14 protein-coding genes are annotated in these 12,752 nt (G+C 52.7%); all 14 read left to right on the forward strand.

The window, feature by feature from the left end; translation table 11 throughout:
* Window positions 1-40 precede the first annotated feature (40 nt).
* The 14 genes from QUE74_RS26300 to QUE74_RS26365 all read left to right on the forward strand — a co-directional run bounded on the left by QUE74_RS26300 (window position 41) and on the right by QUE74_RS26365 (window position 12,712).
* Window positions 41-1,060, forward strand: coding sequence for a hypothetical protein (locus QUE74_RS26300; protein WP_023145611.1), 1,020 nt, complete (start codon window positions 41-43; stop codon window positions 1,058-1,060).
* Between the two features lie 109 nt (window positions 1,061-1,169).
* A complete protein-coding gene (locus QUE74_RS26305) occupies window positions 1,170-2,042 on the forward strand; it encodes a GTPase family protein (protein ID WP_023145612.1) in 873 nt (290 codons plus the stop codon).
* Between the two features lie 371 nt (window positions 2,043-2,413).
* Window positions 2,414-5,260, forward strand: a complete 2,847-nt coding sequence (locus QUE74_RS26310; protein ID WP_127790593.1) for an Ag43/Cah family autotransporter adhesin — start codon at window positions 2,414-2,416, stop codon at window positions 5,258-5,260.
* A 120-nt stretch (window positions 5,261-5,380) separates the two neighbouring features.
* A complete protein-coding gene (locus QUE74_RS26315; protein WP_023145614.1) occupies window positions 5,381-7,897 on the forward strand; it encodes a YeeR family protein in 2,517 nt (838 codons plus the stop codon).
* Between the two features lie 75 nt (window positions 7,898-7,972).
* A complete protein-coding gene (locus tag QUE74_RS26320) occupies window positions 7,973-8,428 on the forward strand; it encodes an IrmA family protein (protein WP_064236915.1) in 456 nt (151 codons plus the stop codon).
* A gap of 78 nt (window positions 8,429-8,506) precedes the next feature.
* The gene (locus tag QUE74_RS26325) at window positions 8,507-8,740 is read left to right on the forward strand and encodes a DUF905 family protein (RefSeq protein WP_001119729.1); all 234 of its coding nucleotides are present in this window, start codon (window positions 8,507-8,509) and stop codon (window positions 8,738-8,740) included.
* Window positions 8,741-8,839: 99 nt separating this feature from the next.
* Window positions 8,840-9,658 (forward strand): DUF932 domain-containing protein, encoded by an 819-nt coding sequence (locus QUE74_RS26330; protein ID WP_001234621.1) that lies wholly within the window; start codon window positions 8,840-8,842, stop codon window positions 9,656-9,658.
* Window positions 9,659-9,749: 91 nt separating this feature from the next.
* Window positions 9,750-10,235 carry an antirestriction protein gene (locus QUE74_RS26335; protein ID WP_064236914.1) on the forward strand — a complete coding sequence of 162 codons (486 nt, stop codon included), beginning with the start codon at window positions 9,750-9,752 and terminating at the stop codon, window positions 10,233-10,235.
* Between the two features lie 15 nt (window positions 10,236-10,250).
* Window positions 10,251-10,727 carry a JAB domain-containing protein gene (locus QUE74_RS26340; RefSeq protein WP_032186123.1) on the forward strand — a complete coding sequence of 159 codons (477 nt, stop codon included), beginning with the start codon at window positions 10,251-10,253 and terminating at the stop codon, window positions 10,725-10,727.
* 68 nt (window positions 10,728-10,795) lie between these two features.
* Window positions 10,796-11,017: a DUF987 domain-containing protein gene (locus QUE74_RS26345; protein ID WP_000692300.1), complete on the forward strand. Its 222-nt coding sequence runs from the start codon at window positions 10,796-10,798 to the stop codon at window positions 11,015-11,017.
* 156 nt (window positions 11,018-11,173) lie between these two features.
* Window positions 11,174-11,542, forward strand: a complete 369-nt coding sequence (locus QUE74_RS26350) for a type IV toxin-antitoxin system YeeU family antitoxin (RefSeq protein ID WP_001540478.1) — start codon at window positions 11,174-11,176, stop codon at window positions 11,540-11,542.
* 90 nt (window positions 11,543-11,632) lie between these two features.
* Window positions 11,633-12,010, forward strand: coding sequence for a TA system toxin CbtA family protein (locus QUE74_RS26355; protein WP_001559913.1), 378 nt, complete (start codon window positions 11,633-11,635; stop codon window positions 12,008-12,010).
* Window positions 12,007-12,495, forward strand: a complete 489-nt coding sequence (locus QUE74_RS26360) for a DUF5983 family protein (RefSeq protein ID WP_001559914.1) — start codon at window positions 12,007-12,009, stop codon at window positions 12,493-12,495. The genes QUE74_RS26355 and QUE74_RS26360 overlap by 4 nt, the downstream gene beginning before the upstream one ends.
* Window positions 12,496-12,514: 19 nt before the next feature.
* The gene (locus QUE74_RS26365; protein ID WP_021581277.1) at window positions 12,515-12,712 is read left to right on the forward strand and encodes a DUF957 domain-containing protein; all 198 of its coding nucleotides are present in this window, start codon (window positions 12,515-12,517) and stop codon (window positions 12,710-12,712) included.
* Window positions 12,713-12,752: the final 40 nt, after the last annotated feature.

The raw sequence follows: 12,752 nt of genomic DNA on the forward strand, positions 1-12,752 counted from the left end.
AGACGATTTTGTTATAAGAGAGGCGCCATGGAGTGAGATAATGAATAACGAACAGATGCTTATCAAATGCAAAGATCCCCGTAAATGTCGGTTTTATGCTGAATATCTGAATCACAAATACCCCAATGAATTCCCTCAGTTTGCGCCTGACAACCCACAAAACTGTATCAGAAATGTTAATGCGTTTTTAAAAGAAAAGTATTGTAATACTTCAAACAATTCTTTTGGTGTTTTTGGTTCGACTGCAGAAGAAGCTCTCAGCAAAGAAATTAATGAACTTGAAATTATTGCAGGGCAGGCAATACTGCCTGAAGAGAGTTTTCTCTGGTTGAAAACTGACGAACTTGCGACTTTCTTTACCTGGACTACTATTTATCTGTCGAAGGAAGACCATACAAATTTCCCGGAAATAAACCATAATTCATCAGGGATAAAAAACGGAATTGAAGTCAGAAAAAGACGAACAGTTACCGATGAAACGTTAAATACTTACAAAAAAAGTAACCTTCCGGATAATCCATCATCCCATAACGAACGAATAAAAGTAATCATTTTATATTTTGATTCCTGTCATTCTTTAATTAATAAAAATGCAAAAAGCATATACCTCGAGGAACTCAGGCAGACGTGGCTTAAAAATAAAAGCGCTTGTCAAAAGTTTAAGTGGCTCCTTCCTGACGATGATGAAATGTGTCAGTGGTTCTGGACAAGACTGAAACAAAAACAGGATGAAACACATCCGGTACATAACCCGGTGACCCGGTGGTTCATACCATCTTCAACGAAAGAATATTATCTTGCCTCTCTCGTCGCCTTTGCTTTATGGAAAGAGGCACCTGATACCATTGAACTGTTCAGAACACGCATAAATCATGCCTGGCATCAAAAAAAACAAAAAGACAAATATCGGAATGATGGTAAAAAGGCTATTAATATACATATAAGAAGCAATGCGAAAGAAATGCTTGATGAACTCAGAACTGTTTACGGTCTGAGAACAGGAGAGTTTTTTGAAATGCTGATTACAGAAAAATATCTTGAACACAAGCGAAGGAAGTAATTCATTACCTGTTACATTCTAAATAATCTCAGACAGATATTATCTCCGTGAATCCCCCGCCACCTTTCCGGTGCGCGGGGTTTTGTCTTTTTTCACCGGGAATACATGTATGAATCCGTCTGATGCCATTGAGGCAATTGAAAAACCGCTCTCCTCCCTGCCTTACTCACTTTCCCGTCACATCCTGGAACATCTGCGCAAACTCACCAGCCACGAACCCGTGATTGGCATTATGGGGAAAAGCGGGGCCGGTAAATCCTCACTCTGTAATGCACTGTTTCAGGGGGAGGTCACCCCGGTCAGTGATGTTCACGCCGGCACCCGGGAAGTGCGGCGCTTCCGTCTGAGTGGCCATGGTCACAACATGGTTATCACTGACCTGCCCGGGGTGGGTGAGAGCCGGGACAGGGATGCAGAGTATGAAGCCCTGTACCGTGACATTCTGCCTGAACTTGACCTGGTACTGTGGCTGATTAAAGCCGATGACCGTGCCCTGTCTGTGGATGAGTATTTCTGGCGACACATCCTGCACCGGGGACATCAGCAGGTGCTGTTTGTGGTGACGCAGGCCGATAAAACGGAGCCCTGCCATGAATGGGATGTGGCCGGCATTCAGCCTTCTCCCGCACAGGCACAGAACATTCGCGAGAAAACGGAGGCGGTATTCCGGCTGTTCCGGCCCGTACATCCGGTTGTTGCCGTATCGGCCCGCACCGGCTGGGAACTGGATACGCTGGTCAGTGCGCTCATGACAGCACTTCCCGACCATGCCGCCAGTCCCCTGATGACCCGCCTGCAGGACGAGCTGCGCACGGAATCTGTCCGGTCTCAGGCCCGTGAACAGTTTACCGGTGCGGTGGACCGGATATTTGACACGGCGGAGAGCGTCTGTATTGCCTCTGTTGCACGCACGGTTCTGCGAGCCGTCCGTGACACGGTGGTCTCTGTTGCCCGCGCTGTATGGAACTGGATTTTCTTCTGAACAGTCTGCCAGGGAAATGCCTGATTACATTACGTTAACCAACTGAAAACATGATACAAACACCTCATGCCCCTCCTGTTTCTCTTGCGTGACTGCCCTGCTGTTAATAGAATAAAACGATCGATAAAACAGGTATCGATCGTTACTATCGATCGTTTATGGTGGTTAATGGCCTGCGAAAAGGCAGCTGAATCTCTTCATCATGCAGAACGGAATTGCACACAACGGACTGATACTTCTCTGGCGGATGAGAGAGGGGAAGCATTTATGTCCGGGAAAAACCACTTTATCTGACCATGCTGTTTTGTACCTGCCGGTATCCACTTTTGTGGGTACCGGCTTTTTTATTCACCCTCTGTAAGGAAAAGCTGATGAAACGACATCTGAACACCAGCTACAGGCTGGTATGGAATCACATTACGGGCACTCTGGTGGTGGCTTCCGAACTGGCCCGCTCACGGGGAAAACGCGCCGGTGTGGCGGTTGCGCTGTCTCTTGCTGCTGTCACGTCAGTCCCGGCACTGGCTGCTGACACGGTTGTACAGGCGGGAGAAACCGTGAACGGCGGAACACTGACAAATCATGACAACCAGATTGTCCTCGGTACGGCCAACGGAATGACCATCAGTACCGGGCTGGAGTATGGGCCGGATAACGAGGCCAATACCGGCGGGCAATGGATACAAAATGGCGGTATCGCCAACAACACTACTGTCACCGGTGGTGGTCTTCAGAGAGTGAATGCCGGAGGAAGCGTTTCAGACACGGTTATCAGTGCCGAAGGCGGACAGAGCCTTCAGGGGCAGGCAGTGAACACCACTCTGAACGGCGGTGAGCAGTGGGTACATGAAGGCGGGATTGCAACGGGTACCGTCATTAATGAGAAGGGCTGGCAGGCCGTCAAATCCGGCGCAGTGGCAACCGACACGGTTGTGAATACCGGCGCGGAAGGGGGACCGGATGCAGAAAATGGTGATACCGGGCAGACCGTCTACGGAGATGCCGTACGCACCACCATCAATAAAAATGGTCGTCAGATTGTGGCTGCTGAAGGAACGGCAAATACCACTGTGGTTTATGCCGGCGGCGACCAGACTGTACATGGTCACGCACTGGATACCACGCTGAATGGGGGGTACCAGTATGTGCACAACGGCGGTACGGCGTCTGGCACTGTTGTAAACAGTGACGGCTGGCAGATTATCAAGGAAGGTGGTCTGGCGGATTTCACCACCGTTAACCAGAAAGGCAAACTGCAGGTGAACGCCGGTGGTACAGCCACGAATGTCACCCTGAAGCAGGGCGGCGCACTGGTCACCAGTACTGCAGCAACGGTTCTTGGCAGCAACCGTCTGGGGAGTTTCACGGTGGAAAACGGTAAGGCTGACGGCGTTGTTCTGGAGTCCGGCGGTCGCCTGGATGTACTGGAGGGCCATTCAGCGCAGAAAACACGGGTGGATGACGGCGGTACCCTGGCAGTGTCTGCCGGTGGTAAGGCAACAGATGTCACCATGACATCCGGTGGTGCCCTGATTGCAGACAGTGGTGCCACTGTTGAGGGGACCAATGCCAGCGGTAAGTTCAGTATTGATGGCATATCCGGTCAGGCCAGCGGCCTGCTGCTGGAAAATGGCGGCAGCTTTACGGTTAATGCCGGGGGACAGGCCGGTAACACCACTGTCGGATATCGTGGAACACTGACGCTGGCTGCCGGGGGAAGTCTGAGTGGCAGAACACAGCTCAGTAAAGGCGCCAGCATGGTACTGAATGGTGATGTGGTCAGTACCGGCGATATTGTTAACGCAGGGGAGATTCGCTTTGATAATCAGACGACACAGGATGCCGTGCTGAGCCGTTCTGTTGCAAAAGGCGACTCCCCGGTAACGTTCCATAAACTGACCACCAGTAACCTCACCGGTCAGGGTGGCACCATCAATATGCGTGTTCGCCTTGATGGCAGCAATGCCTCTGACCAGCTGGTGATTAATGGTGGTCAGGCAACCGGCAAAACCTGGCTTGCGTTTACAAATGTCGGAAACAGTAACCTCGGGGTGGCAACCTCCGGACAGGGTATCCGGGTTGTGGATGCACAGAATGGTGCCACCACAGAAGAAGGTGCGTTTGCCCTGAGTCGCCCGCTTCAGGCCGGCGCCTTTAACTACACCCTGAACCGTGACAGCGATGAAGACTGGTACCTGCGCAGTGAAAATGCTTATCGTGCTGAAGTCCCCCTGTATGCCTCCATGCTGACACAGGCAATGGACTATGACCGGATTCTGACAGGCTCCCGCAGCCATCAGACCGGTGTAAGCGGTGAAAATAACAGCGTCCGTCTCAGCATTCAGGGCGGTCATCTCGGGCACGATAACAACGGCGGTATTGCCCGTGGGGCCACGCCGGAAATCAGCGGCAGCTATGGCCTCGTCCGTCTGGAGGGTGACCTGCTGAGAACAGAGGTTGCCGGTATGTCACTGACGACAGGAGTGTATGGTGCTGCAGGCCATTCTTCCGTTGATGTTAAGAATGATGACGGCTCCCGTGCCGGCACGGTCCGGGATGATGCCGGCAGTCTGGGCGGATACCTGAATCTGGTACACAACGCCTCCGGCCTGTGGGCTGACATTGTGGCCCAGGGAACCCGCCACAGCATGAAAGCGTCATCGGACAATAACGACTTCCGCGCCCGGGGCTGGGGCTGGCTGGGCTCACTGGAAACCGGTCTGCCCTTCAGTATCACTGACAATCTGATGCTGGAGCCACAACTGCAGTACACCTGGCAGGGACTCTCCCTGGATGACGGCCAGGATAACGCCGGTTATGTGAAGTTCGGGCATGGCAGTGCACAACATGTGCGTGCCGGTTTCCGTCTGGGCAGCCACAACGATATGACCTTTGGTGAAGGCACCTCATCCCGTGACACCCTGCGCGGCAGTGCCAAACACAGTGTGCGTGAACTGCCGGTGAACTGGTGGGTACAGCCTTCTGTTATCCGCACCTTCAGCTCCCGGGGGGACATGAGCATGGGTACAGCCGCAGCCGGCAGTAACATGACGTTCTCACCGTCACAGAATGGTACGTCACTGGACCTGCAGGCCGGACTGGAAGCCCGTGTCCGGGAAAATATCACCCTGGGCGTTCAGGCTGGTTATGTCCACAGCGTCAGCGGCAGCAGCGCTGAAGGCTATAACGGTCAGGCCACGCTGAATGTGACCTTCTGACAGAACCATCGCCTCTCTGTGGTCCCGGTCATCATGATCGGGACCCGGACCGGCGCAACGGATATTCAACGCCACATTCGCTGGCATTAACAATAACATGATATTCATCACGGAGTGACTATGTTACAGATAGTCGGCGCGCTGATCCTGCTGATCGCAGGATTTGCCATTCTTCGCCTTTTGTTCAGAGCATTAATCAGCACGGCTTCTGCGCTGGCAGGGCTCATATTGCTGTGTCTGTTCGGCCCGGCCTTACTGGCTGGCTATATCACCGAACGCATAACCAGGTTGTTCCATATTCGCTGGCTGGCAGGCGTATTTCTGACGATTGCCGGAATGATCATCAGCTTCATGTGGGGACTTGATGGTAAACATATCGCGCTGGAGGCTCACACCTTTGACTCTGTGAAATTTATTCTGACCACCGCTCTCGCCGGTGGTCTGCTGGCTGTTCCCCTGCAGATCAAAAACATTCAGCAGAACGGGATCACACCAGAAGATATCAGCAAGGAAATTAACGGGTATTACTGCTGTTTTTATACTGCCTTTTTCCTTATGGCGTGTTCTGCATGCGCACCATTGATCGCGTTACAGTACGATATTTCACCGTCACTGATGTGGTGGGGCGGGTTGTTGTACTGGCTGGCTGCATTAGTGACGCTGCTATGGGCGGCCAGCCAAATCCAGGCGCTGAAAAAACTGACCTGTGCCATCAGCCAGACACTGGAAGAACAACCGGTGCTCAACAGTAAATCGTGGCTGACCAGTTTGCAAAACGATTACAGCCTTCCTGACTCACTGACGGAGCGCATCTGGCTGACGCTCATTTCTCAACGGATTTCCCGGGGAGAGCTGAGGGAATTTGAACTGGCAGACGGAAACTGGTTACTGAACAATGCCTGGTATGAAAGAAACATGGCAGGGTTTAACGAACAGTTGAAAGAGAACCTGTCATTCACACCTGATGAACTGAAAACGCTCTTCCGGAACCGCCTGAATTTATCACCGGAAGCGAATGACGATTTTCTCGATCGTTGCCTGGACGGCGGTGACTGGTATCCCTTTTCAGAAGGTCGCCGTTTTGTATCATTCCATCACGTGGATGAGCTTCGTATCTGTGCCTCCTGCGGGCTGACAGAAGTACATCATGCCCCGGAAAATCATAAGCCGGATCCGGAATGGTACTGCTCCTCTCTTTGTCGCGAAACAGAAACACTGTGTCAGGAAATTTATGAACGCCCTTACAACAGCTTTATTTCCGATGCAACGGCGAATGGTCTGATTCTCATGAAACTGCCGGAAACCTGGAGTACAAATGAGAAAATGTTTGCTTCCGGAGGGCAGGGACATGGGTTTGCCGCTGAACGGGGAAACCATATTGTCGACAGAGTCCGTCTGAAAAACGCACGGATCCTCGGTGATAATAATGCCAGAAATGGAGCAGACAGACTGGTCAGCGGAACAGAAATCCAGACGAAATATTGTTCAACTGCAGCCCGTAGCGTCGGTGCGGCATTCGACGGACAAAACGGACAGTATCGTTACATGGGAAATAATGGCCCCATGCAACTGGAAGTCCCCCGTGATCAGTATGCCGGCGCTGTTGAAACCATGAGGAATAAGATCCGCGAAGGTAAAGTACCCGGTGTAACCGATCCCGCAGAAGCGTCCCGGCTGATTCGTCGGGGACATCTGACTTATACTCAGGCCCGTAATATCACCCGGTTCGGGACCATCGAATCGGTCACTTATGATATTGCCGAGGGTTCGGTTGTCAGTCTGGCGGCCGGAGGGATCAGTTTTGCCCTGACGGCATCGGTCTTCTGGCTCAGCACCGGCGATCGCGATGCTGCCCTGCAGACAGCTGCTGTCCAGGCAGGAAAAACCTTCACCCGCACACTGGCTGTCTACGTCACAACCCAGCAACTCCACCGGCTCAGTGTTGTTCAGGGTATGCTGAAGCACATTGATTTTTCGACTGCCAGCCCGACTGTCCGACTGGCTCTTCAGAAGGGGACCGGTGCAGGAAATATCAGTGCCCTGAACAAAGTGATGAAGGGTACGCTGGTGACATCTCTGGCACTGGTAGCTGTCACAACCGGCCCTGACATGATCAAAATGTTGCGGGGACGGATCTCCGGTACGCAGTTCATCAGGAATCTTGCCGTGGCATCTTCCGGTGTGGCAGGTGGTGCTGTCGGGTCAGTGGCGGGCGGAATACTGTTCAGTCCACTGGGACCATTTGGTGTACTGACAGGGCGTGTGGTTGGCGGTGTTCTGGGGGGAATGATTGCCTCCGCTGTATCAGGAAAAATTGCCGGAGCGCTGGTTGAAGAAGATCGCGTCAAAATTCTGGCAATGATTCAGGAGCAGGTGACATGGCTTGCCGGCAGTTTCCTGCTGACCGGACATGAGATTGAAAATCTGAACGAGAATCTGGCCCGTGTTATCGATCAGAATGCTCTGGAGATCATTTTCGCCGCCGGTATACAACAACGGGCCGCGACCAATATGTTAATCAAACCACTGGTGGTCAGTATCATCAGGCAACGCCCCGTCATGGAATATGATGCATCCCATCTCGGCAATATGGTTAACCGACTGGAAGAAGCATTACCCCCGGAGTTACCAGCATAACGGCTATTCTGCGCCTTTTACGCTTTATCACCTGATTTGTCAGTGTCATCGTCATGACTCAGAGAGGTAAATACCATGATTCACCTGTTCAAAACCTGCATGATTACCGCCTTCATTCTGGGGTTAACGTGGTCTGCCCCACTCCGGGCACAGGATCAACGTTACATCAGTATACGCAATACAGATACGATATGGCTCCCGGGAAATATTTGTGCTTACCAGTTCCGGCTGGATAATGGCGGAAACGATGAAGGATTTGGCCCCCTCACCATCACTCTGCAACTCAAAGACAAATATGGTCAGACGCTGGTGACCAGAAAAATGGAAACGGAAGCTTTTGGTGACAGTAATGCCACGCAAACCACAGACGCATTTCTGGAAACGGAGTGCGTGGAAAATGTCGCCACAACCGAAATCATTAAAGCAACTGAAGAAAGTAACGGCCATCGTGTCAGTCTGCCGTTATCGGTTTTCAATCCCCAGGACTACCATCCACTGCTGATTACCGTTTCCGGAAAAAACGTTAACTGATCCCTGAAGTCAGTTTCATGCTTCAGCCTCTGTCACAACGCGTGGCAGAGGCTTTTTATTTATCAGGAGAAAACAGATATGCCGGGTTACACAGAGTATGTCCTGGCTGAAGGATCTTTCTCATACGGGCAGGCGGTTGCTGTCATAACAGCTTACCGCAATGTGTTTATCCAGGATGACCCGGGAATGCATTTCCGTCGGGTTATCCGCAACGCGGAAGGTCAGCGACGCTGGCGCTGCCGGAATTCTGAACCCGATGCCGGAAAGGTGCTTAATACGCGGCTCGCCAGTGATGGTCTTCTCAGACAATAAACGTCATTCATTTCACCCATCAGGCCGCGTCTTCTCCGGGAGACGTGGCTTTTTCATTTATTACACCAGTAAATCTTAACCACCGATAAGGAGCAAATTATGCGACTAGCCAGTCGTTTTGGTTATGCGAACCAGATACGCCGTGACCGTCCGCTGACACACGAAGAACTGATGCACTATGTGCCGGGGATTTTCGGGGAAGATAAACACACGTCCCGAAGCCAGAACTATACGTACATCCCCACCATCACCGTACTGGAAAGCCTGCAGCGGGAAGGCTTTCAGCCATTCTTCGCCTGCCAGACCCGTGTGCGCGACCCGGGCCGCCGGGGATACACAAAACACATGCTGCGTCTGCGGCGGGCCGGAGAGATAAACGGAGAACATGTCCCTGAAATTATTCTGCTCAACTCTCATGACGGTACCTCCAGCTACCAGATGCTGCCGGGTTACTTCAGGTTCGTCTGCCAGAACGGATGCGTCTGTGGTCAGTCTCTGGGGGAAGTGCGTGTTCCGCACCGGGGAAATGTGGTGGACAGAGTCATTGAAGGGGCTTACGAGGTGGTGGGGGTTTTTGACCGGATTGAGGAAAAGCGTGATGCCATGCAGTCGCTGATTCTGCCGCCACCGGCACGCCAGGCGCTGGCACAGGCGGCACTGACTTACCGTTATGGTGACGAACATCAGCCCGTCACCACCGCCGACATTCTGACGCCACGACGCCGGGAGGATTACGGTAAGGACCTGTGGAGTGCTTATCAGACCATTCAGGAGAATATGCTGAAAGGCGGAATTTCAGGTCGCAGCGCTAAAGGAAAACGTATCCATACCCGTGCCATTCACAGCATTGACACTGACATTAAGCTCAACCGCGCATTGTGGGTGATGGCAGAAACGCTGCTGGAGAGCATGCGCTGATGCTGTTTCCCTGAAAGTGCAGCTCTGACTCACGTCTGTACCAGTCCCCAGGCATTCTTCCATTCATTTACTTTTTATAAGGAATAATCTCATGACAACCGTTACGCATAATTCCACCACACCTTCTGTTTCCGTAACCGCTGCATCAGGGAATAACCCACCTCAGCTGGTTGCTACTCTCGTCCCTGATGAACAGCGCATCAGCTTCTGGCCGCAACATTTTGGCCTTATTCCACAGTGGGTGACCCTGGAGCCCCGTGTCTTCGGCTGGATGGACCGTCTGTGCGAAGACTACTGCGGTGGTATCTGGAATCTGTACACCCTGAACAACGGCGGGGCATTTATGGCGCCCGAACCGGATGACGATGATGACGAAACATGGGTACTGTTCAATGCCATGAACGGTAACCGCGCTGAAATGAGCCCGGAAGCCGCCGGTATTGCCGCCTGTCTGATGACGTACAGCCATCATGCCTGTCGTACGGAGTGTTATGCCATGACGGTCCATTATTACCGGCTGCGGGATTACGTCCTGCAGCATCCGGAATGCAGCGCCATTATGCGCATTATCGACTGAATGGAGGCAGGGACAATGCAGCAGCTTTCCTTTCTGCCCGGAGAGATGACGCCCGGCGAGCGCAGTCTCATTCTGCGGGCCCTGAAAACCCTGGACCGCCATCTTCATGAACCCGGCGTGGCCTTCACCTCCACCCGTGCAGCACGGGAATGGCTGATTCTGAACATGGCGGGACTGGAGCGTGAAGAGTTCCGGGTGCTGTATCTGAACAACCAGAATCAGCTGATTGCCGGTGAAACCCTCTTTACCGGCACCATCAACCGCACGGAAGTCCATCCCCGGGAAGTGATTAAACGCGCCCTGTACCACAATGCCGCTGCCGTGGTACTGGCACACAATCACCCGTCCGGTGAAGTCACACCCAGTAAGGCAGACCGCCTTATCACCGAACGTCTGGTACAGGCACTGGCCCTGGTGGATATCCGGGTGCCGGACCATCTGATAGTCGGTGGCAACCAGGTTTTCTCCTTTGCGGAACACGGTCTGCTTTAACCCGTCACTGCCACAACCACATCACACCTGTTTTCACTTTTATCTTCTGTCTTCAGAGGTATCCCATTATGAAAATTATCACCCGTGGTGAAGCCATGCGTATTCACCAACAGCATCCGGCATCCCGTCTTTTTCCGTTCTGTACCGGCAAATACCGCTGGCACGGCAGTGCTGAGGCGTATACCGGTCGTGAAGTGCAGGATATTCCCGGTGTGCTGGCCGTGTTTGCTGAACGCCGTAAGGACAGTTTTGGCCCGTATGTCCGGCTGATGAGCGTCACCCTGAACTGATGTCCGTCACCCGCGAGTACGACCAGATGGACTCAGACGCCACTGTGGATGAGGCCATTCTCATCAATGCATACATCTTCACCGAAACAGGTCAGCGCGCCGGCTGACCTGTCATCGTTAAACCATTCTTAACCACTTTTCAGAGAGGATTTTATCGTGTCAGACAAACTCTCCGGGATAACTCATCCCGACGACAATCACGACCGCCCCTGGTGGGGGCTTCCCTGCACAGTGAGGCCCTGTTTTGGTGCCCGTCTGGTGCAGGAGGGTAACCGCCTGCATTACCTTGCCGACCGCGCCGGTATCAGAGGCCGCTTCAGCGACGCAGATGCATACCATCTGGACCAGGCCTTTCCGCTGCTGATGAAACAACTGGAACTCATGCTCACCAGCGGTGAACTGAATCCCCGCCATCAGCATACCGTCACGCTGTATGCGAAAGGTCTGACCTGCAAAGCTGACACCCTCGGTAGCGGTGGTTACGTTTATCTGGCTGTTTATCCGACGCCCGAAACGAAAAAGTAAACCACCGGAATAACCCTCTGCTCCGGCCTGGTGTTTTTCACCACGCCACTTTCCCGTTTTTTATCTCTGCATATCAGGAAAATCTTCAGTATGAAAACATTACCCGATACACACGTACGGGAGGCATCGCGCTGCCCGTCTCCCGTCACCATCTGGCAGACTCTGCTCTCCCGACTGCTGGACCAGCATTACGGCCTTACACTGAATGACACACCGTTTGCCGATGAACGTGTGATTGAGCAGCATATTGAGGCAGGCATTTCACTGTGTGACGCGGTGAACTTTCTCGTTGAAAAATACGCGCTGGTACGTACCGACCAGTCGGGATTCAGCGCCTGTACCCACTCTCAGTTAATAAACAGCATCGATATCCTCCGGGCTCGCCGGGCAACAGGCCTGATGACTCGCGACAATTACAGAACGGTAAATAACATTACCCTAGGGAAGCATCCGGAGGCGAAACGATGAAACTGGCCCTGACGCTGGAAGCCGACAGCGTTAACGTACAGGCGCTGAACATGGGGCGCATTGTCGTTGACGTCGATGGTGTTAATCTCGCTGAACTGATTAACAAGGTCTCTGAAAACGGTTATTCACTCCGCGTGGTCGATAAATCCGACCAGCAGTCAACCAGTACACCACCACCGTTAACAACCCTTACCGGCATACGCTGCAGCACCGCACATATCACGGAAACAGACAACGCCTGGCTGTACTCGCTGTCACACCAGACTAATGACGACGGCGAATCAGAATGGATTCATTTTACCGGCAGCGGCTATCTGTTACGTACCGATGCGTGGTCGTATCCGGTTCTGCGGCTTAAACGCCTGGGCCTGTCCAGAACGTTCCGTCGTCTGGTTGTCACACTAATCCGGCGTTATGGCGTCAGTCTCATTCATCTGGATGCCAGCGCTGAATGCCTGCCGGGATTGCCCACTTTCAACTGGTAACCAGGACAAAAGACACAGTATGGAATCATTAACCACAGAAACAGCACTGGATATTCTGATTGCGTGGCTGCAGGACAATATCGACTGCGAATCGGGAATTATCTTTGACAACGATGAGGATAAAACGGATTCGGCAGCACTGCTGCCCTGTATTGAACAGGCCAGGGAAGATATCCGTACACTGCGCCAGTTGCAGCTTCTGCACCAGAACCGGTGAGTCTTACTCACCAGACTTCATTCCACTGACGCCAGCCTGA

The organism is Escherichia sp. 10290 (assembly GCF_030295155.1).
Taxonomy (GTDB): Bacteria; Pseudomonadota; Gammaproteobacteria; order Enterobacterales; family Enterobacteriaceae; genus Escherichia; species Escherichia coli_F.